We start from the raw sequence: 19807 nt of genomic DNA, 5'->3' as shown, positions 1-19807 counted from the left end.
AGGGTCGGCTACGGAGGGAGTACACGGTGGACCAGCAGCACTCCATCGTGACCGAGAGGTCACCCCAGCAATCACTGCCACCTGGCTCGCCTGGGTTGCTGTATCGGTGGGGCGTTCTCATGGCGCGGCGCAGACGTGTGATTCTGGCGATCTGGGGGCTGTTGCTGGCGGTGTGTGCGCTGGCGTACCCGCTGCTCGAGAACCGGCTCGGCGCCATGGATTTCGGTGTCGAAGGCTCGGAGTCGACCGAGGTGGATCGTCTTGTCGCCCAGCACTTCCCACAGTTCGGCGCCGAGCAGGCAGTCATCGTGCTGCGATCATCTGCCCTGACCGCCACCGACACCGAATTTCGCGCAGCGGTCGCTCGCGCGGTTACCGCCGCCGCAGAGGTGCACGGCGTGGTCGATGTCGTCGGCCCCTACGACGGGCTGCCCGGATCCCAGATATCGGCCGACGGTCACGTCGCGATCGCGCTGGCCGGCATGGACGGCGACATGGCCGAACGCGCGAGGGTCGCTCGCGACCTACAAGAGGCCATCGCCACCACCGGCGACGCCTCCATCGATGTGGGGCTGACAGGGTACTCGGCGGTGCAGAACGCGGCCACCGAACTACAGAACGCCGATCTGGCCCGTGCCGAGGTGATCGGCGTCCCGGTCGCCCTGATCCTGCTCGTCCTCGCGCTCGGCGCCCTGGCCGCCGCGGCGGTCCCGATCGGAGTCGCGATCGCGGGGTTGTTGACCGCGGTCGGGGTGTTGTTCACCCTCACCACGGTGACCGCGTTCGATTCCCTGACCGTGGCCATGGCGACCATGGTCGGCCTCGGCGTCGGCATCGACTACGCGATGTTCATCGTCAGCCGCTTTCGCGAAGAACTCGCCCACCACACCGTCGTCGACCATTTCGCGATCGCTGCCGCCGTCGGCCGCGCACTTGCCACAGCGGGTAAAACGATTCTGGTCTCGGGGCTTGTGGTGATGATCTCGCTGTGCGCGTTGATCATCATCCAGGCACCGATCTTTCGTGGTATCGCCATCGGCGTCGCCACCGCTGTCACCAGCATGCTCATCGTCGCCGTCACCCTGCTCCCCGCCTTACTCGCCGTCCTGGGCCCTGCTGTCAACCGCGGCGCGCTCCCGGCCCGCTGGCGCCCCGCCGACAGCGCCACCGACCTTCGTGGTGCCAGCCGCGGCCGCTGGGCGCGCTGGGCGTATCTCGTCATGCGCCGACCAGCTCTGTTCGGCACGGCCGCGGTAGCGGTACTGGTCATCGCTGCGCTACCGGTATTCGGGATCCGCTACGGCCTCGACATGGGCACCAGCGCCCTCGACGACACCCCCACCGGACGCGCCACCACAGCGTTGACCACCAACTTCCCCGCCGGAGCACTCTCACCGGTCGAGATCATCGCTACCGGCCCCGGCGACACCCCGCTCACCGGCGACGCCCCAGACCAGGTCAACCGGTTCCTGGTCGAGATCGCCGGCGACGACCGCATCGACACCGTTCTGCCTGCCCAGCTCATCGACGGACGAGTGCTGGCGATGGCGATACCGTCGGTCGCGTTCGACTCGATGGAGGCCACCGACCTCATCCGCGACCTCCGCAACACAGCGGCTGATGCGACCGGAGTCGAGATCCGCATCGGCGGCAGCACCGCCGAATTCGTCGACCTCTCCGACGAGATGACCACCAAACTGCCGCTGGTCGTGGCCCTGGTGCTGACCGCGTCCCTGATCTTCCTCATCGCCGCGTTCCGCAGCATCGCCCTGCCGATCAAGGCCATCGCGATGAACCTGCTCGCCACCGGCGCCGCCCTCGGCATCACCGTCGCCGTGTTCCAATGGGGCCTCGGCGAGAACATTCTCGACTTCACCAGCCCCGGCTTCGTCCAGGTCTACCTACCCACCGTCGTGTTCGCACTACTGTTCGGCCTCTCGATGGACTACGAGGTCTTCCTCATCCGCCGCATCCGCGAATACTGGGACACCACCGGCGACAACCAGCACGCAGTCGCCGCCGGACTCACCCACACCGCACGCCCCATCACCGCAGCCGCCGCGATCATGATCGCCATCTTCGCCAGCTTCCTCACCGCCGACATCCTCGAACTCAAACAACTCGGATTCGCCCTCGCTGTCGCGGTCGCCATCGACGCCGTCCTCATCCGCCTCGTCCTCGTCCCCGCCCTCATGCGACTGCTCGGCGACTGGAACTGGTGGCTACCGACCCGGCACCGCATCCGGTCCGACACCGGCAAGGCCGACACTCGGAGTGGCGGTGAGTAGTTCAACGATGACGAAAGGCCCGTGTCCGCCACCGGACAGCTCGGCCAGACTGCGACGAGGATCATGCGCCGCCGACCTGCCGCGCGAGCTAGATTTGGCAGCTATCCACGCAGTAATGACCACAGGGAAACGGCAGGTCGCGCGTCGCAGGTTCGAATCCTCGGGTGCTGGCTGTTGACCGAGCCGGATTACCCGGCGCGGCTGTTCTCGTCCGCCAAGCCGGGAATCTGTCGAATCGGGCGGAGTCGATCTGGATTCCCCTCGACCTCCCACTGCACTAGAACGTTCATGTTGGCGGCGCCGCCGAGCCGCGCCTGCGATTTGACCTTCCATATAGATGGAAGGTTTAGCATCCATGCGACTCACGGGTCAGGCGAACCAGAAACCAGCGACGTCGGTGACCAGGACCAACACGATCGGAGAAGAACCGATCGCCGCCGACCGGGCGGGGCGACCAACGAAGGAGGTGATCCACGTGAACCCACTGAAGATGATCTGCGACATGCTGTGCAGCATGATGGGATCCTGCTGTCCGATGTGACACCAGCATCCACTCATGCCGAGGCAGGGCGGGCGGACCTCCCGACAAGCAGGTCGGCCCGCCCAGCCTTGAAGTTCGAGATTCCTGCGGCGGCCCCCTTCGAGGAGTTGGCAGACTACCCGCCGTCGACAGGGCGATTCGAGGTCTTCATCGAGATCGCTTATGCCAAGGGTTCCGCGCCGGATTCCAGGATCCAGCAGACCGCGGCCCGGTCGTGCTCGGCGGGGGCCGGGCCCCGATGAGCGGTCTCCAGCAGCGCCGCCAAGTGAGTTTCGAGGGTGACGAGCTCGGCGATCTGGGCGCGGACCTGATCCAGCCGCGAGCTGAGCACCGATTCCACATGGCTGCATGGCGCTTCGCCGCGGTCCACGATGTCGAGCACCTGACGGGCTTCGGCGAGCGAGAGTCCGGCGGCCTGCGCGCGGCGAATGAACTGCAGCCGGGTGATGTGGTCGGGCCTGTAGTCCCGGTAGCCGCCGGGGGTGCGTTCAGGTTCAGGCATCAGGCCCTCTTGCTCATAGAAGCGAATGGTCTTGGCCGTGATACCACTGGCCGCGGCCAGTTCACCGATTCTCATGGCTCCTCCGACGTCGGCGAGAACCCCACCTTGACATTCCATCCTACTGGAAGGTTCATGATGGTTGTGGCGCCCGAAACGTCACGCTCGTGAAGTGTGATTACACGTGGAATCGTTGCTCTAGACGCTCGCGTTGCCGGCCTGCCCGGTCGGTATGGGGCCGATGATGTTGTCGATGCGCGATCGCGGAAGCCGTGGCCCCGATGGCATGGCAGATAGTGATGCCACGAAGCAGGAAATCGACCGGCTTGCGCGACGAGATCGCCGAGCTGCGGAGCCTCGACATGGGCCACTTCGGTCGCGCACGGGCATGCAGCAACGCGTTGGTGGGGTTGGCGGCGGCGAGCGAGTTGTTGAGTACAAAGGCCCACAAACCTGATGCTCCGCCGATTTGCGTGGTGGTGCGAGCTGACCGAGCAACCTACGGAATCAGTTAGTATCATCGCCGCGTGATCTTCGCGCCGATGATTCCCCGACGAGCTGCGCTGCTGCGGCTCGCGGTGGTGCTGTCGGCATTCGTCGGGATCGCACTCGTTCAGGGAGCACAGTGCCAGACCGGCATGCCGATGGGGATGGTGCAGTCGGCCGTCATGTTCGATGGCGTGGCAGGTCAGTGCGCTACAGGGGTTAATGGTCCCAGCGCGCATGAACATGACCATGGCCATGATTCCGGGATGGGCATCGACATGCCCGACACTCCGATGGCGATGGCCGATGATGCCGCGCCGACGCCGCCCGCGGGGCTGGTGATGGCGTGCTTAGCGGCATTTTTGGCGTTGTTGGCGGCGTTCATGTTTCCGCGTCGAGAAGTCGTCACCACTGCGCTGCGTCAGGCTCAGGATGTGGGGATAACAGGGGTGCGGGCGGTCCTGCCGCGTGCACCGACTTTGGCTGAACTCTGCGTGTTGCGGACATAGAGAGCGGGCGCCCGGGACGGGTCGAGATTGTAACCGTCTCGGGTATGCACCGGCGTCTCCGTCGTCGGTGCAATCACTCATGCCGTTCTCTTTCCTCTCCTCGCAGGAGGCTTTTGTGAATCTTGTTCCTGTTCTCGTCACCGGCTTGTTCGCCGGTGGTGTGTCCTGTGCCGCCGTACAAGGCGGCTTGCTCACCGGTTTGATCACCCGCCAGCGCACCGCGACATCAGTGGTCACCACGGCGGGAGCTTCCGCCGGCGCGGCGGTGACAAGGGCTGCGAAGCCCGGCTGGCGCCGACGGGTAGCTGACGACCTCGCCCCGGTCGGCGGGTTCCTCGCCGGGAAACTGGCCTCTCACACCGTGCTCGGTGCGGTGCTGGGGGCCGCGGGCGGGGCCGTGCAGTTGTCGACCGGCGCGCGGACCTGGCTGCAGATCGGGGCCGGGCTGCTGATCATCGCCTTCGGTCTCGCCCAACTGGGCGTGCCGGGATTCCGAGGCATCGTGATCGAGCCACCCGCATCCTGGATGCGCGTCCTGCGCAAGCGGGCACGTTCACAAGCCGCGATGGCGCCGACGGTGCTGGGTGTTTTGACGGTCCTGATCCCGTGTGGAGTCACGCTGTCGGTGGCAGCGCTGGCCCTGGCGTCGGGATCACCGTGGTGGGGTGCGGCGATCATGGCGGTCTTCGTACTCGGTACCAGCCCGCTGTTCGCCGTCCTCGGATACGCCGCCCGGGTCGCGGCGACGGCGTGGCGGGGCCGGCTGGCCCTGGCCACCGGTCTCGTAGTGCTCGCGATGGGCTTCTACACCCTCAACGGAGGCCTGGAACTCGCCGGCTCACCGCTTGCAGCAAGCCGGATCGGGGAGTCGATCGGCTTCGAACCGCCAGCGGCGGACGCCTCGGCCGCGACGGTCGCCGACGGGGTGCAGACCCTGACGATCACCGCCAGCACCGGCTCCTACAGTCCGAAGAACATCGAAGCCGTCGCTGGCGTACCGACCACACTCGTAGTCAAGACCAGCGGCACCCAGGGATGTATCCGGTCGATGGTCTTTCCGAGCCTCGGCATCACCACGACACTGCCGACCAACGGCGAAACCCGGATCGACCTGGGCACTTTGCAGCCCGGCCGCTTGGACTACACCTGCGGCATGGGCATGTACTCGGGCATGATCACAATTCTCTGAAGGGACCACTCCGCATGACAACCCACATTTTCCGGATCGAAGGCATGCACTGCGGCAGTTGCGCACTGCTCATCGACGACACCCTCGAAGACCTGCCCGGCGTGGCCAGCACGCAAACTTCGATGAAGAAGCGCCTCAGCACCGTCGACCTCGATGCCACGGTCACCACCCCCGATGACGTGGTCGCCGCGATCACCGAACTCGGCTACACCGCGGTAGTCGACGGATAGTTACGGGACCGGCCAGGGTTGCGTCAGCAGGTCGGCATTGATCTGCTGACGCACCCACAACGCCAACACCGCAATCACGACGACGACCCACAACGCCCGGCCCATACCCAGGCGCAGCGCGATCTGCAACCAGTGGCCGGTGAGCACCCCGACCGCGCCGCGGGCCAGGGCAAGGACAACGACGGCGAGGACGAGGACGAGGACGCCCGGGTTGTAGCGAAGCGACTCGGACACATCGCCGGCGAGCAACAGGTACGTCGCCCGCGTGCCGCCGCAGAAAGGGTCCATCAGCCCGAGGAAATGCGTCGGTACATGCAGATCCACCGACGGCACCCCGACCACGCGCAACGCGGTGGCGGCGGCCGCGATCACCACTGCGGACACCGTGAGCCACAGCAACCGGTCACCGCGGCGCCGGGCGGCTGTGTCAGGGGCTATCGACCGGTCTGTCATCATCGATTCCTTGCCTTGTACTGGAAACTCTTCGCCGAACGCGGAGAGGCTGAAACCTTCCCCTAGCCGGTTCGGCTGTTCACTCACTGTCATCGGAGAAATCGGCCGGGTTTATGGCGGACAGTTGTGGCAGCGGGCGGTGCAGCAGCCGTTCGTTACGCCAGATACCGAGAGTGAGGGCGGCGAACCAGAGATCGGTATCGATGCCATCGGCGTGGAAGGCATCCACGAACTCGTCCGTCGCCGCCGCGATGTCGACGTGGCTGTAGGTCGGGATACCGGTAGGGGTGAGAAATGGGAGCGTGGCGGTGTGCATCCGGCCGCGGGCGTCGTAGATGACCGCCGAGTGTGTGCCGGTAATCCGCAACTGGCCGCCCATGGGAATCACAACCGGCCGTACGCGGGGCATCTCCAGGGGACACTGACAGACCAGCCACGCGCCGCCGATATCGACAACCGCCGCCAGGACGAACAAATTGGATTGCGCGCAGCACGGTCGCAGCCGCGATCCTAAATGCCCGGATTCACGCGGCCGTCGAAGCGTCACGCCTCCGCATCCCGAACCCGCACAGGAAATGGACGGCAAATCCGTGGCGGTAGCGCACCTGTTGCGGCGGGCGCTTCGTCCACGCACGCCGCCGGGCCTTTCCCTGCATACCCCGGTTTCGGGCAGCACCAGTTCGACGCGTTCGGCGGCTTCGCGGTCACCGGCCAGCGCGGCAGCCACAGAGCGGACCTGTTCATAGCCGGTCATCGCGAGGAACGTCGGGGCGCGCCCGTAGCTCTTCATCCCGGCCAGGAACACTCCCGGCTCGGGGGGAGAGTTCTTTGGCGCCGTGCGGGTAGACGGTGCCGCACGAGTGGACGTTCGGATCGATCAGCGGCGCCAGCTCGGTCGGCGCCTGCAGGGTCGCCTCCAGGCCGAGCCGGACCGCCGAGAGCCATGACAGGTCCGGGCGGAACCCGGTCAGCACGACTACTTCGTCGATGTCCAGCACGGGGTCGCCGTGCGCAGGCGTCAGCGACAGCCGGTCGTCGTCGGCGCGGGCGACCGATTCGGTGCGGAAGCCGGTGACCACGCGAATTTGTCCGGCCTCGATGGCTTGCTGCGCGCGCAGGCCGAGCGCTCCGCGGGCGGGGAGCTGGTCGGCCTGTCCGCCGCCGAAGCCCGAGCCGATATCGCCGCGGCGCAGCAGCCAGGAGATTCGGGTGTCGGGGTGTTCGTCGGCGAGCGCGGCGAGGGCGACCAGCGCGGCGAGGGCGGAATGGCCGCTGCCGGCGACCGCGACGTGCTTGCCCGCGTAGCGGGAGGCGGTCGCGGGGTCGGCGAGATCGGGTACGCGGTAGGAGATTCGTTCTGCCGCTGCGTGTTCGCCGATCGCGGCCAGGCCGTCGCCGCCGAGCGGATTGGGTGTGGACCAGGTGCCGGAGGCGTCGATGACGGCGCGGGCGGTGACCCGTTCTTCCCGCCCGTCCCGGGTGCGCACATGCACGGTCAGCGGTTCGTTGTCGCGACCGGCATCGACAACGCGGTCGCGGCCGCGACGGGCGATTCCGACCACCTCGGCACCGAAGCGCACCCGATCACCGAGCGCGTCGAGTACACCTGACCCCAGATCACCTGCTCTGACCGCAGTGAATAGCCATGCCGGGGTGCTGCGCAGTGAGCTGGCCACCAGCCTCAGGAGCACCGCTTTCGCAATACTTTCGGATACTTGAATAAGAAAGTTCGGGTCACCGTATAATTTGCGGGATGAGCACGACCCGTCTCGCGTCGCGGCGATCGCCGCTGATCCGAGCCCGTTCGACAGCAGCACTTCTCGGACCGGCGTTCGTCGCGGCGATCGCGTATGTCGATCCCGGCAACGTTGCGTCCAATATCAGCGCAGGCGCGCAGTTCGGCTACCTGCTGGTGTGGGTGATCGTGGCAGCGAATGTGATGGCCGGGCTGGTGCAATTCCTTTCCGCGAAGTTGGGGCTGGTCACAGGGCGCACGCTTCCGGAGATGGTGCGGGAGCGGGCGCGTACTCCGGTACGGCTTGCGTACTGGGCTCAAGCCGAAACCGTAGCGATGGCAACCGATCTCGCCGAAGTGGTGGGCGGGGCGATCGCTTTGAAGCTGTTGTTCGATCTGCCCCTCCTCGTGGGCGGGGTGATCACAGGCATCGTGTCGATGGGGCTGCTCGCGGTTCAGAACCGGCGCGGCCAGCGACCGTTCGAGCGGGTGGTCATCGGACTGCTCGCCGTAATCGCCGTGGGCTTTCTCGCCAGCGCAGTCATGTCACCACCGTCGATCTCCGAGACCGTCGGCGGCCTGGTGCCGCGCTTCGACGGGGCAGAGAGCGTGCTACTCGCCGCGGCCATGATCGGGGCCACGGTGATGCCGCACGCGGTGTATCTGCATTCCGGTCTGGCGCGGGACCGCCACGGCCACCCGGAGGCCGGCCCCGGGCGCGCCCGATTGCTCAGGATCACGCGCCTCGATGTCGGGGCGGCGATGTTATTGGCCGGTGCGGTCAATCTGGCGATGCTGCTGATGGCCGCCAGTACGTTGCGCGGCAACGATGAAGTCGACTCGCTGGAGACTGCGCACGCAGCAGTGCGCGATGCGCTGGGGCCGGCGGCGGGATTACTGCTCGCGGTCGGCCTTCTTGCCTCGGGACTCGCGTCGACCTCGGTCGGCGCCTACGCGGGCGCCATGATCATGCAGGGGCTGCTGCACCGCCGGATAGCGTTGCTGGTTCGCCGGCTGGTCACGCTGATTCCCGCCCTCGCCGTTCTTGCCGCCGGAATCGATCCGACCCGCGCACTGATCATCTCGCAGGTGGTTTTGTCTTTCGGCATCCCGTTCGCTCTCATTCCGCTGGTGCGCTTCACCAGTGACAGATCTCTGATGGGCGAGGATGCGAACCACCGGCTCACTGCCGCAGCAGCCTGGCTGGTGGCGGCCGTCATCTCCGCACTCAACGTGGCCCTGATCTACCTCACGGTCACGGCATGTGGGGTCCAGTGACGAGAAAAGTCGCGCTTAGCGATGTTTGCCCTGGTCGGTGCGTGTCAGTGGTCGGTGGGATCATGCGGGAATGCTGGAGGCGGTGAATGCGGCGGTCCTGGTCGCCGAGGCTCAGGTGCTGATCGGCGAGGCTCTGGGATTGCCCGCCGCGGATCTGGATCCGGTCCTGTACCCGCCGGATCCGGTGCGGGGCAGTTCGGGCTGGTTCACGCTCGCGGTGCGTGAGGGCGCGGTGCCGGCGGCGCGGCTGAGCGTGCTGCTGTGGGACGCGAGCACCGGCTGGTATTGCCGCGGGCTAGCCGATCCGTACGGGGTGTGGCGTGAGACCGGGTTGCCGCCGGAATCGGACCCGGTCGACGTGGGCTCATGGTTCGCCGATTTCGTGGCTGGGCCGATACCTGATGTGGAAGATTCGGCCGAGATCTTGTTCTGATTCTGGTTGATTCGGTCGAACAGCGAGCGCGGTTGCGCCGCTGGTGGTTTCATGTGCGGCTGTGCGTGATGAGGGGGCCGTGGAATACGGCCGGTTCGGTGTGCTGTCGCAGACGGATTTGGAGCGGTTCTTTTACCTCGACGATGCCGATCGCAAGCTGATCGCCGAGCGTCGCCGCGACAGCAACCGCCTCGGTTTCGCCCTCCAGCTCGTGACTGTGCGTTACCTTGGCATGTTCTTGCCGGATCCGCTCGATGTCCCGGCCGAGGTGGTCACCTACCTGGCCGAACAGCTCGATATCGCCGACCCGACCTGCGTGAAGTCCTACACCGAACGCAAGCAGACACGCTACGACCATCAGGACGAGATCGTCCGCACCGACGGGCTGACCGAGTTCGCGCAGGTCGAGGGCGAGCTGGTGGCGTGGATCGCTGATCAAGCGTGGATGACCGGCGACGGCCCGAAGGCTCTGACCGCGGGCGCGGTGCGCTGGCTGCGCGAACGCAGTGCCTTGCTTCCGGGCGTGACGACCCTGGAACGGCTCGTCTCCGAGAGCAAGCAGGCCGCTGATCAGCGGCTGTGGACGCATCTGGCCTCCCAGCTCACCGGCCGGGAAGCGGGAATCCTGTTGGGGCTGCTGGAAACCCGCGAGGAGGGCCGCCGCAAGGTGGTTGAGCTGGAACGCCTGCGCAGGGGCGCGTTCACCCCGTCGACGACGGGAATGAAGCACGCGCTGGCACGGGCGCGGGACCTGTATGCGGTGGTCCCGGCGTCGGTCGATATCACCGAGGTGCCGCCGCGCCGGTTGATCGCCCTGGCGGCGCACGGGATCACCGGCAAGACCTCGCATCTACGGCGCTTGAAGTCACAGCGGGAACGGTTGCTTGCGTTATTGACGGCGACAGCGTTCACGTTGCGGGCCAAAGCGGTCGACGACGTGCTCGAACTGTTCGACCTGCTCATGGTCACCGACCTGATGGCCAAGGCCGAACGCCAGTCCAAGGACGAAAAGCTGCGCCGATATCCCCGAGTGACCCGCAACGCCGGGAAGCTCGCCCGCGCCGTGCGGGTACTGCTGGAGATGAGCGAGGCCGACCCGCAGCTGTCCCTGGAACTGGTGTGGGACCTGATCGAGAGCACCGTCTCCAAATCCGAGCTACGCGCGGCGCTGGCCGCGATCGACGAGCTTGTCCCGCAAGCGGATCCGGAGTTCGACGGACAGCGCCTCGAGGAGCTGGCCGGCCGATTCGCCACGGTCCGCTCATTCCTACCCGCGATGATGCGCACCATCGACTTCGGCGCCACCGGCGACGCCGGGCCGGTCCTCAAGGCTATGCACACTCTGGCCGAGCTGATCTCCCCGCAACGGAGCCGTGGGCTCCCGGCCCGCTGGCTCGAAGCCCGCCGTGTCGATCACGACCTGGTGAGCGGCGGCTGGCAGCGACTGGTGTACCCCGCGGAGCGGCCGGAGGAGACGGTGGATCGGGCCGCGTACACGCTGTGTGTGCTCGAACAGTTCCATCGGCATCTGCGCTACCGCAACATTTTCGCCGAGGATTCCTCGAAATGGCGTGACCCGCGCACGCATCTGCTGTCGGGGATGGCGTGGGAGACTGCCCGCGACACCGGCATGAACGCCCTGGGCCTGCCGGACAATCCGCGGCCGATGCTCGGTGAGCTGGCCGCGAGCGTGGATGCCGCATACCGGGAGCTGGCCGCGCGCCTGGGCGACGACACCCCCGCCAGCGTGGATGAGGACGGCAAACTGCACGTGGCGGCGTTGAGCGCGGTGCCGGATCCACCCAGTCTGACCGATCTGCGCCGCCGCGCGGCGGCGATGATTCCGCGGGTCGACCTGCCGGAGCTGGTGTTGGAGGTGATGTCGTGGCTTCCGGAGTTCGGTGAATCCTTCACGCACGTCGCCGGCACCAGTGCCCGCGTCGCCGACCTCGGTGTCTCGGTCGCGGCGGTGTTGTGCTCGCAGGCGATGAATGTCGGTCTGGCGCCGGTGGTTTCACCCGGCGCGGACGCGTTGACACGGGATCGGCTGCGCCACGTCGACCAGCACTATATTCGGGCGGAGACGATGGCTGTGGCGAACACGGTGCTGGTCAACGCCCAAGCGAACGTGCCGTTGGCTCAGCTGTGGGGCGGCGGCTGCGTCGCCAGTGTGGACGGGATGCGGTTCGTCGTGCCCGTCCGGTCCATCCACGCCCGACCCAACCGAAAATATTTTGGACCGAAACGAGGCAGTACCTGGCTGAACATGCTCAACGACCAGGCCGCCGGGCTCAACGCGATGGTCGTGTCGGGTACCCCGCGTGACTCGCTCAACGCCATCGACGTGATCCTGCGCCAACCCGAGGGCAGCAAGGTACCCGACGACATCATTTCCGACGCCGGATCGTATTCCGACATCGTCTTCGGCCTGCTGCATTTGCTGGGCCGCAAGTATCGGCCGCAGCTCAAGCACCTGCCTGATCAGCGATTGTGGCGCATCGACCCGGCCGCCGACTACGGTCCCCTGGACAAGGCCGCACGCGGCCGCATCGACATCGAGAAAGTGTGTTCCCACTGGGAGGACATGTGCCGCGTGGCGGTGTCGATGAACCGCGGTGAGGTCTCCGCGCACGAGGTCACCCGCATGATCTCCCGCGACGGCAACCCCACCAGCCTGGGACAGGCCATCGCCCACTACGGCCGGACCTTCAAGACGCTGCACATTCTGCGGATGGCCGACGACGAACCGTATCGGCGCGAGGCAAAGGCCCAAGCCAACCTCCAAGAAGGCCGTCACGACCTGGGACGCACCATCTTTCACGGCCGCAGGGGCGAGATCACCCGCGCCTACCTCGACGGCATGGAAGACCAGCTCTCCGCGCTCGGCCTGATCTTGAACTGTGTCGTGCTGTGGAATTCGGTGTACCTGGACCGGGCACTGGACGAGCTACGCGCCCAGGACTATCCGGTGCGCGATGAGGACGCCGCCCGCCTCTCGGCGTTCATCCGAAAGCACATTCGCCTGGAAGGCCATTACAGCTTCCATCTGCCCGAACTCGGCGAGGGCCACCGGCCGCTCCGCGATCCGGACGCCCCCGACGAGGACGACTGACCCGGGGGCGCTCCTGGGGCGCGTTCTGCCCGCTGAGCCGCTCGGACACCGGTCTCGGCTGCCCGGTGCGGGACCCCATCCAGCAGGATTCGTGGGTGGTTCAGTGCTGGTGGCTGCGTTCACCGGTGATCACGCGGATGATCCAGTACAGGCCGGCGAGCCCGATGAGCACGAACACGATGTCGTCGAGGGGGTCGGCGATCGGTTCCAGGGCCCGGTCGAGCACGTTGACGTCGGTGACGAACGCGGCCCAGGCGAACGCGCCGATCAGCAGTAATACGAAGGCGATCCAGTCCGGTATCGTGCGTGGCCGCATCGTAGGTTCCCTTCTCGAGATGTGTCGTGATGCACCGGCTGCCGCTCGCGGCGAGCCGGGTCGGTCATGGGCGTCTGGCGACGGGGCAGGCGCCCATGACCGGTGGCGTGGGTGTGTTCGCGCTACCGCGCCGTGGCGGTGAAGTCGTCGAAGCAGGTGTGGGAGTCGGCCTTGGTCCACAGTCCGATGCGGCCGCTGCGCAGGCGGTCGTGGCGGGTGTGCACGATCTGGGTGCCGTCGAGGTAGCCGGTCATGGTGTCGCCGGTGATCTCGACGCGCAGTTCCTGCCATTGTCCGGTCGGGACGGGGGTGTTGGCTTCGGCGAGGATCGAGCGGGTGCCGTTGGTGTATTGGTAGAAGTTGACGTTGCCTTCCAGTGCGTTGGCGCGCAGCACGTAGTAGTTGCCGGGGTCGACGCTGCGGAAGATGATTCCGGCGGCTTGGTCCTCGGTGCCGGAGATGGGCAGGAACCGGACGCTGATCGTGGCGTCGGTGTAGTTCGCCGGGCCGAGGGTGAGGGCGGGATATTCGGCGGTGGCGGTCTGGCACAACGCGTTCGGCGGGGTGGGTGTGCCGTCCTGGGCCTGGATCTGCCAGGTCCCGGTGGCGATGTCGGTGCCCTCTGGCAGTGTCGTGTTGTCGTCGAAGCCGATGGTGGTGACCTGGCCGACGGTCGCGGTGGGCCCAGCCGCGGTGGTGGGCTCTGATGCCGGGCCGGTGTCGGAGCAGCCGGTCCCGGCGGTCACCACCCCGACCGTGGCGAGCAGGGTGAGCGCGGTTCGCGCGCGTGTGAGCACGGTTTTACCTCGATACTGGGGTTTATTTCTGCAGGTTGGTGGCGTCGAGTGCGGTGCGCAGTGCCTTGGACAGGCGCACGGCGTCGTCGACGGCCCAGAAGTGCATGTAGAACAATCGGGGGTTGTCGTCGAGGCCGTGGTTGTGGATCTCGACGACCTCGATACCGGCGCTACGCAACGCTTGGACGACCGGCTGGATCTCGGATTCGATCATCGCGAAGTCGCCGTTGATCGCCGCGCGGCCGCCGCCGACGGGCTGGAAGTTGATCGCGGTGGTCAACCCCAGGGCCGCGGGCAGGGTGTGGGTGCCGTCGGTGACGGTTTCCGCGCGCGCGATGCCGTATTTGTATACCCCGCCCTCGCTGGTGCCCTTGCGGCCGAGCGCGGTGTCGATGCCGGCGGTGTCGAGGTCCAGGGGCGGCTGCTCACCCGATGCCGGCGTGGGTGGGCGGATACCGGTCTTGTCCAGCGCGGCTTTGATGGTCTGCGCGAGTTTGGCGGGGTCGCCCATGCCGTGGATGTGGGTCCACCAGATCGGCGGCTCGTGCTGGGGCAGGTGTTTGTGCACCGCGGTCTGGGCCAGGCCACCGGCCTGCAGCGCGTCGGTGACGGCGGGCAGTTCGGCCTCGGTGACCACCAGGTCGCCCATCAGCATGGCCTGGTCGCCGTATTTGGTGAACGCGGCGTACCCGCCCAGCGACAGGCCCGGGTTGATGGTGACGTCGCGGACCTGCACCGACAGATCGGTGCGCGGCAGCCCGACCCGGTAGACGGTATTGGTTTTGTCGAACTTTCCGCTGCGGCCCAGGATCTCGGCGACCGGTGCCCAGTCCGCGTCGGTGGTTTGCGTGGCGGCGGCGTGCTCGGCGGTGCCGCCGTGCTCGGTGGTGGTGGAGTCGGGGGTGTCGGTGTCGTTTCCGCAGGCCGTGATGGCCAGCAGCGGAACGGCGAGCAGGGCGGTCAACGCGGTGCGTATCGTCATCAGCTCGCTCCTCCGGCCCACAGTGTGATCGGCGTGTCCATCGCTGTTCTGCCTCCTGCTCGGTCGCGCGGTGCGGTGTGTGCGGACAGATCTACTCCGTGGTGATGAAGCCACGATGAAGTATGAAGCTGCGATGAAGTATGAAGCTGCGATGAAGCCTGGCATCGGAGGTGGCGGTCGTTGCGGCATGCTGTGAAGGGCGGGAAAGGGCGGTGAGTGATGCGGATACTCGTGGTCGAGGACGAGCCACGGATGGCGCGGCTGTTGCGGCGCGCCTTGACCGAGGAAGGATATGCCGCCGATATCGCCCCCGACGGGGTCGCCGGGTTGGACGCCGCCACCGGCGGTGGCTATGACGCGATCGTGCTGGATGTGATGCTGCCGAAACTGGACGGGTTCACCGTCTGCCGCACGCTGCGTGCCCAGGGCGATGACGTCCCGATTCTGATGCTCACCGCCCGTGGGCAGGTTCGTGACCGGGTGGCCGGGCTCGACGGCGGCGCCGACGACTACCTGACGAAACCGTTCCATCTGGCGGAGTTCTTCGCGCGGCTGCGCGCGCTGCTGCGCCCCCGGCCCCCCGCGCCCCCCGCGCGGCGGGGGGGCGGGGGCGCCCGGGGCGCCCCCCCCCCACACCCCCCCCCCGCCCCGCCGGGGGCGCGGGCCGCGCGGGGGGGGGCGCGGGCGCCCCCCCCCCCCCCCCCCCCCCCCCCCCCCGCCGCTGTGTGCCGGGGATCTGCGGCTGGATCCGGTGACCCACCGGGTGTGGCGCGGCGAGACCGAAATCGAGGTGACCGCCAAGGAATTCGCGCTACTGGAAACCTTCCTGCGGCATCCGGGCGCGGTGTTCACCCGCCAGCAGCTGCTGGAACACTGCTGGGACTTCGCGTTCGAGTCCCGCTCGAATGTGGTCGAGGTGCACATCCGCGCCCTGCGCGACAAGATCGACCGCCGGTTCGGGGTCACCAGCCTCGAGACCCTGCGCGGGGTCGGATACCGCCTCAACCCGGTCACCGCGACCGGACAGCGGGAGCCGTCGTGATCTCGCGGTGGCCCATCCGGATCCGGCTCACCGTCGCCTTCGGTGTGCTGATGGCGCTGGTGCTGTCGGGTATTGGTGTCGTCACCGTGCGCCAGGCCCGCGACGCCGCCGACGAATCGGTCACCGACGGCCCCAGCCGCGCACTGATCGAGGCGATGATCACCGACCTGCGCGGCGAACTGCTCCTCGCGTTCCCGCTGATCTGGATTCTCGCCACCGCCGGTGCCTTTCTGCTGGCCACCGCCGCACTGCGCCCGGTCGAGCGGATGCGCGCCCGCGCCGCGCAGCTGCGCCCCGACGATCCGGACCCGTACCTGCCGATTCCCGACAGCGACGACGAAATCGCGCGCCTGGGAACCACATTCAACGATCTCCTCGCGCGGCTGCACGACGCGCTCGACCGCGAGCGCCGCTTCGTCGCCGACGCCGGCCACGAACTGCGCACCCCGTTGAGCCTGCTCACCACCGAACTCGAACTCGCCCTGCGCGCACCCCGCGGCAATACCGAGCTCATCGCCACGGTGCGCGCCGCGCTCGACGACACCAACCGGCTCTCCCGCCTGGCCCAGGACCTCCTGCTGCTGGCGCGCAGCAGCGACGACGACAGCTTCCTCACCGGCGATACCCACCAACTACACCCCCTCCTCGCAGCGATCACCGACCGCTACCCGGACCCGATCGGGCTGGACTGTCCGCCGCGGCTGTCGGTGCGCGTCGACCCCGACCGCTTCGAACGCGCGATCGGCAACCTGATCGACAATGCCCTCGACTACGGGCTTCCACCCATCCACCTCACGGCGGCACAGCACGATTCGATGGTCACCATTACTGTCCGTGACCACGGGCCCGGCTTCCCACCCGAGTTCTTGCCCCACGCCTTGGACCGGTTCACCCGCGCCGACGCCGCCCGCACCCGCGGCGGTAACGGGCTCGGGCTGTCGATCGTCGCGGCCATCGCCGCCCGCCACCACGGCCGTGTCCACGCCGCCAACCATCCCGACGGCGGCGCCGTCGTGACCGTGGAATTGCCCGCCGTTGCTGACCTCGCCATCGATGGCGACACCGTGGGCGGGAAGCGCCGCTAATTCATGCTCCGCAGCCGGTGCGCGTCGTCGAACAGCGCACGCTGGGCCAGCGCACCACTACTTGCGGCGGCGATGGTGGCGGCGGCGAGCAGCATGTACATCACCACGATCTGGTAGCGGATGGCCGTCAGCGGGTCCACTCCGGCGAGGATGAGTCCGGTCATCGCGCCGGGCAGGCTGATCAGGCCCACGACCTTGGTGGCGTCGATGGCCGGAATGAGCGCGGTGCGCAGCGCCGAGCGCCGGTACGGGGCGAACGCCTCCGAGGCGGGCAGGCCCAGGCACAGGCGGGCCTCGATACCGGGCCGGGCGCGGCGGGCGTCCTCGAGCATCCGGTGCAGGGCCAGGCCGGCGGCCTGCATGGCCCCGGCCACGATCATGCCGCCGACCGGCACCACCACGCGGGCCTGGGTCGAGATCACCCCGAGCAGCACCAGCACGGACAGGGTGGCCGCGGTGGCCGCGGCTACGCCGATCGTGGCGGCCCGGCGCGCATGCGGCAGGCCCGCACCGCGCCGCCCGGCTACCTGCCCGGCGATGACGACCATGACCGCGACCCAGGCCAGCGCGCCCGGTAATCCGGTGTGCGCGAACACGATCAGCAGGATCGCACCGACCGCCGCCAGTTGGATCGCGGCCCGCGCGGTGGCGGCGAGCAGGTCGCGGGTCAACCGCAGCCGCTGCCGGTAGGCGATGGCGACCGCTACCGCGACCAGCGCCAGACTGGCCGCCACGCCACCCCAGCCGGGCAGCGACACCTCGGGGTTCATCGCGGCCCGTGGTGTCGGTCGAGCCCCCGGGTGTCGGGGGTCAGCTTCGCGTGCTCGAGCCGCCACACCGTGGTGGCGACCTGCGCGACGAACCCTTCGTCGTGGCTGACCAGCATCACCGTGCCCCCGGCGGCGGTGTGATCGCGAATCAACTCGCCCACCACGGCGGTGGTCGTGGGGTCCAGGGCGGAGGTCGGTTCGTCCAGCAGCAGCACCTGCGGTTCGACGGTCAATGCGCGATCTTCGTGATCGCCGTCTTCTTCACGACCGACTTGAATCCCGCGGCCCTCGGCGCGGCTCTGGCAGGGCTGGTGGTCTTCCACCTGCTCCAGCGGTACCGGGTGCGCGGTTGGTGGTGGTACGTGCCGCTCGGGCTGGCGATCTGGGCGTTGACCTACCACGGCGGGGTGCACGCCACGGTGGCCGGTGTGGCGATGGGCCTGATCCTGCGCACCACCAGCGATGCGGGTGCGGACTCCTCGCCCGGGGAGCGTACGGAGCACCTGCTGCGGCCGGTGAGGTTCCCCCGCTTCCTTGGAGGGTGATGTTCCCCCGGTTTTCCGGAGTTGGTTTGCTTGACTCTTGGTCACGAAGTCATCGAAGGAGACTTGTTCGTGCCAAGGCGTTATCCCGAAGAGTTCCGTCGCAAGGTCCTGGACCTGGTCGCCGCCGGCCGACCGGTCGCGCAGGTAGCCGCGGACCTGGGCATCAGCGACCAGACGATCTACGTCTGGCGCAAACAAGAACTGATCGACACCGGCCAGATACCCGGCGCAACCAGCGCCGAACAGTCCGAACTGATCGCAGCAAAGCGCCGCATCCGCGAGCTCGAGCACGAGGTCGCCATCCTGAAAAGGGCGCGTGAGCTGCTGAAAGAACAGGGCAATGGCCCAAAAGGCGTTACGCGGCCATAGCCACGATCGCGAGCGAGGGATTGCCGGTGCAGGTCGCGTGCCGGCTGTTGGACGTCTCCGAGTCCGGTTTCTACCACTGGAAATCACGCCCGCCCTCGCAACGAGCGATCCGCCACGCCTGGCTCACCGACCAGATCCGCGCGGTCCACGCCGCCTCCCGCGGCACCTACGGCGCCCCGCGGGTGCACGCCGAACTCACCCTCGGCCTCGGTATCGGGGTCGGCTACAACCAGGTCGAACTGTTGATGGCCCGCGCCGGGATCAAAGGATTGCCTGGGGTCAAACGGGCACGGCCACGGCATCAGACCCCGACCGCCAATGACCTGGTCGACCGGGCGTTCACCCGGTCACGGCCGAACCAGCTGTGGGTCACCGACATCACCGAGCACTACACGAGGGAAGGAAAGGTCTACTGCGCGGTCGTGCTCGACACCTACTCGCGGCGGGTCGTCGGCTGGTCCATCGACTCGACCCAGACCGCGGCGCTGGTCACCAACGCACTCGGGATGGCGATTTCGAACCGGTCGCCGGAGCCGGGCACGATCATTCATTCCGACCACGGCGTTCAATTCACGTCCTGGGCCTTCACCGACCGGGCCCGCAAGTCCGGGCTGGTGCCGTCGATGGGGTCGATCGGTGACTGCTACGACAACGCCGTGATCGAATCATTCTGGGGCAGAATGCAAACCGAGCTGCTGAACCGGCAGCGCTGGAAAACTCGGATCGAGCTGGCGAACGCGATCTTCGAGTACCTCGAGATCTTCCACAACCGGCGCCGCCGTCACTCGGCGCTCGGTATGCGGACCCCGATCGAGTACGAGATGATGCAACCGTCCATCCAACCCGTGGCCTGAAGTCCAGTATCCCGACTCCATGAAACCGGGGGAACATCACCGACTCCACGAAACCGGGGGAACATCATACCCTTGCCGATGAGAAGTCAGCCGACGTAAGTGTGGCCGCTGACGATGCGGTGAAGAGTGGTGTGGACGACACTGTATTCCTCGGCGGGGTCGGTCAGGCTCGCGTCGTCGCCGGGGTCGTGGTAGCGGTGGTCCAGATCGTCGTCTTGCGTGCTGTCGGAGACAGTTTCGGCTGTATTCCTTTGAGTCGGCTTTTCGCGCGGGCTTTGGCTATGCCCTCGCGGG

18 protein-coding genes and 3 pseudogenes are annotated in these 19807 nt (G+C 67.4%); 12 read left to right on the top strand and 9 right to left on the bottom strand.

Annotated features, from left to right (window positions below):
* The first annotated feature begins 26 nt into the window (after window positions 1–26).
* Window positions 27–2288, top strand: coding sequence for an MMPL family transporter (locus QH276_RS07335; protein ID WP_163844449.1), 2262 nt, complete (start codon window positions 27–29; stop codon window positions 2286–2288).
* Window positions 2289–2657: 369 nt separating this feature from the next.
* Here QH276_RS07335 and QH276_RS07330 read toward each other — a convergent pair whose 3' ends face one another.
* Window positions 2658–2804 (bottom strand): hypothetical protein, encoded by a 147-nt coding sequence (locus tag QH276_RS07330; RefSeq protein WP_163844451.1) that lies wholly within the window; start codon window positions 2802–2804, stop codon window positions 2658–2660.
* A 185-nt stretch (window positions 2805–2989) separates the two neighbouring features.
* Window positions 2990–3406, bottom strand: coding sequence for a heavy metal-responsive transcriptional regulator (locus tag QH276_RS07325; RefSeq protein WP_163844454.1), 417 nt, complete (start codon window positions 3404–3406; stop codon window positions 2990–2992).
* A gap of 449 nt (window positions 3407–3855) precedes the next feature.
* Here QH276_RS07325 and QH276_RS07320 point away from each other — a divergent pair, with 449 nt between their 5' ends.
* The 3 genes from QH276_RS07320 (at window position 3856) to QH276_RS07310 (ending at window position 5742) form a co-directional block, all read left to right on the top strand.
* Window positions 3856–4323, top strand: coding sequence for a hypothetical protein (locus QH276_RS07320; RefSeq protein ID WP_280198114.1), 468 nt, complete (start codon window positions 3856–3858; stop codon window positions 4321–4323).
* Between the two features lie 115 nt (window positions 4324–4438).
* Window positions 4439–5512 (top strand): sulfite exporter TauE/SafE family protein, encoded by a 1074-nt coding sequence (locus QH276_RS07315; protein ID WP_280198113.1) that lies wholly within the window; start codon window positions 4439–4441, stop codon window positions 5510–5512.
* 14 nt (window positions 5513–5526) lie between these two features.
* Complete coding sequence (locus QH276_RS07310; protein WP_175587161.1) at window positions 5527–5742, top strand: heavy-metal-associated domain-containing protein; 216 nt, start codon at window positions 5527–5529, stop codon at window positions 5740–5742.
* Here the strand turns inward: QH276_RS07310 and QH276_RS07305 are convergent, their stop codons facing one another.
* Both QH276_RS07305 and QH276_RS07300 read right to left on the bottom strand, forming a co-directional pair.
* Window positions 5743–6288, bottom strand: a complete 546-nt coding sequence (locus QH276_RS07305; RefSeq protein WP_280397146.1) for a DUF2752 domain-containing protein — start codon at window positions 6286–6288, stop codon at window positions 5743–5745.
* Window positions 6289–6847: 559 nt separating this feature from the next.
* A pseudogene (locus tag QH276_RS07300) lies at window positions 6848–7790 on the bottom strand (flavoprotein); the annotation flags it as partial.
* Window positions 7791–7948: 158 nt separating this feature from the next.
* Between QH276_RS07300 and QH276_RS07295 the strand changes: the two are divergent.
* The 3 genes from QH276_RS07295 to QH276_RS07285 all read left to right on the top strand — a co-directional run bounded on the left by QH276_RS07295 (window position 7949) and on the right by QH276_RS07285 (window position 12753).
* Window positions 7949–9208 (top strand): Nramp family divalent metal transporter, encoded by a 1260-nt coding sequence (locus tag QH276_RS07295; protein WP_280198110.1) that lies wholly within the window; start codon window positions 7949–7951, stop codon window positions 9206–9208.
* A gap of 70 nt (window positions 9209–9278) precedes the next feature.
* Window positions 9279–9641 carry a hypothetical protein gene (locus QH276_RS07290; RefSeq protein ID WP_029930822.1) on the top strand — a complete coding sequence of 121 codons (363 nt, stop codon included), beginning with the start codon at window positions 9279–9281 and terminating at the stop codon, window positions 9639–9641.
* A 61-nt stretch (window positions 9642–9702) separates the two neighbouring features.
* Window positions 9703–12753: a Tn3 family transposase gene (locus QH276_RS07285; RefSeq protein ID WP_029930823.1), complete on the top strand. Its 3051-nt coding sequence runs from the start codon at window positions 9703–9705 to the stop codon at window positions 12751–12753.
* Between the two features lie 100 nt (window positions 12754–12853).
* Here QH276_RS07285 and QH276_RS07280 read toward each other — a convergent pair whose 3' ends face one another.
* The 3 genes from QH276_RS07280 to QH276_RS07270 all read right to left on the bottom strand — a co-directional run bounded on the left by QH276_RS07280 (window position 12854) and on the right by QH276_RS07270 (window position 14848).
* Window positions 12854–13069, bottom strand: coding sequence for a DUF378 domain-containing protein (locus QH276_RS07280; protein WP_029930824.1), 216 nt, complete (start codon window positions 13067–13069; stop codon window positions 12854–12856).
* A gap of 122 nt (window positions 13070–13191) precedes the next feature.
* A complete protein-coding gene (locus QH276_RS07275) occupies window positions 13192–13866 on the bottom strand; it encodes a family 16 glycoside hydrolase (protein ID WP_052373457.1) in 675 nt (224 codons plus the stop codon).
* Between the two features lie 22 nt (window positions 13867–13888).
* Window positions 13889–14848 (bottom strand): DUF1259 domain-containing protein, encoded by a 960-nt coding sequence (locus QH276_RS07270; protein WP_081872688.1) that lies wholly within the window; start codon window positions 14846–14848, stop codon window positions 13889–13891.
* Window positions 14849–15067: 219 nt separating this feature from the next.
* On the opposite strand from QH276_RS07270, the pseudogene QH276_RS07265 reads away from it, so the two are divergent.
* The 3 genes and pseudogenes from QH276_RS07265 to QH276_RS07255 all read left to right on the top strand — a co-directional run.
* Window positions 15068–15343 (top strand): annotated as a pseudogene (locus QH276_RS07265) (response regulator); the annotation flags it as partial.
* A 256-nt stretch (window positions 15344–15599) separates the two neighbouring features.
* The gene (locus tag QH276_RS07260; protein WP_280205975.1) at window positions 15600–15890 is read left to right on the top strand and encodes a winged helix-turn-helix domain-containing protein; all 291 of its coding nucleotides are present in this window, start codon (window positions 15600–15602) and stop codon (window positions 15888–15890) included.
* Entirely contained in the window at window positions 15887–16975 is a 1089-nt protein-coding gene (locus QH276_RS07255) for a sensor histidine kinase (protein ID WP_052373458.1), read from the top strand. The genes QH276_RS07260 and QH276_RS07255 overlap by 4 nt, the downstream gene beginning before the upstream one ends.
* On the opposite strand, the gene QH276_RS07250 is transcribed toward QH276_RS07255, so the two are convergent.
* Together QH276_RS07250 and QH276_RS07245 are read right to left on the bottom strand one after the other, a co-directional pair.
* Window positions 16972–17745 carry an ABC transporter permease gene (locus QH276_RS07250; protein ID WP_029930829.1) on the bottom strand — a complete coding sequence of 258 codons (774 nt, stop codon included), beginning with the start codon at window positions 17743–17745 and terminating at the stop codon, window positions 16972–16974. The two genes, QH276_RS07255 and QH276_RS07250, sit on opposite strands and share 4 nt — an antisense overlap.
* The gene (locus tag QH276_RS07245; RefSeq protein WP_029930830.1) at window positions 17742–17978 is read right to left on the bottom strand and encodes a hypothetical protein; all 237 of its coding nucleotides are present in this window, start codon (window positions 17976–17978) and stop codon (window positions 17742–17744) included. Before QH276_RS07245 ends, QH276_RS07250 begins: the two co-directional genes overlap by 4 nt.
* A 12-nt stretch (window positions 17979–17990) precedes the next feature.
* Here QH276_RS07245 and QH276_RS07240 point away from each other — a divergent pair, with 12 nt between their 5' ends.
* The gene (locus QH276_RS07240; RefSeq protein ID WP_280400151.1) at window positions 17991–18290 is read left to right on the top strand and encodes a Na+/H+ antiporter NhaA; all 300 of its coding nucleotides are present in this window, start codon (window positions 17991–17993) and stop codon (window positions 18288–18290) included.
* A gap of 69 nt (window positions 18291–18359) precedes the next feature.
* Window positions 18360–19513: pseudogene (locus QH276_RS07235) on the top strand (IS3 family transposase).
* The last annotated feature ends 294 nt before the right edge of the window (window positions 19514–19807 follow it).

The organism is Nocardia carnea, from assembly GCF_029869215.1.
GTDB classification, from domain to species: Bacteria; Actinomycetota; Actinomycetes; order Mycobacteriales; family Mycobacteriaceae; genus Nocardia; species Nocardia carnea_B.
This window is presented reverse-complemented; position numbering and strand designations above follow the sequence as displayed.

Excerpts from the sequence above, each read along its gene's own strand:
- QH276_RS07295 (WP_280198110.1), top strand. The coding sequence starts at position 7,949 with ATGAGCACGACCCGTCTCGCGTCGCGGCGATCGCCGCTGATCCGAGCC.
- QH276_RS07280 (WP_029930824.1), bottom strand. The coding sequence starts at position 13,069 with ATGCGGCCACGCACGATACCGGACTGGATCGCCTTCGTATTACTGCTG.
- QH276_RS07290 (WP_029930822.1), top strand. The coding sequence starts at position 9,279 with ATGCTGGAGGCGGTGAATGCGGCGGTCCTGGTCGCCGAGGCTCAGGTG.
- QH276_RS07330 (WP_163844451.1), bottom strand. The coding sequence starts at position 2,804 with ATGCTGCACAGCATGTCGCAGATCATCTTCAGTGGGTTCACGTGGATC.
- QH276_RS07310 (WP_175587161.1), top strand. The coding sequence starts at position 5,527 with ATGACAACCCACATTTTCCGGATCGAAGGCATGCACTGCGGCAGTTGC.
- QH276_RS07305 (WP_280397146.1), bottom strand. The coding sequence starts at position 6,288 with ATGACAGTGAGTGAACAGCCGAACCGGCTAGGGGAAGGTTTCAGCCTC.
- QH276_RS07325 (WP_163844454.1), bottom strand. The coding sequence starts at position 3,406 with ATGAGAATCGGTGAACTGGCCGCGGCCAGTGGTATCACGGCCAAGACC.
- QH276_RS07250 (WP_029930829.1), bottom strand. The coding sequence starts at position 17,745 with ATGAACCCCGAGGTGTCGCTGCCCGGCTGGGGTGGCGTGGCGGCCAGT.
- QH276_RS07270 (WP_081872688.1), bottom strand. The coding sequence starts at position 14,848 with ATGACGATACGCACCGCGTTGACCGCCCTGCTCGCCGTTCCGCTGCTG.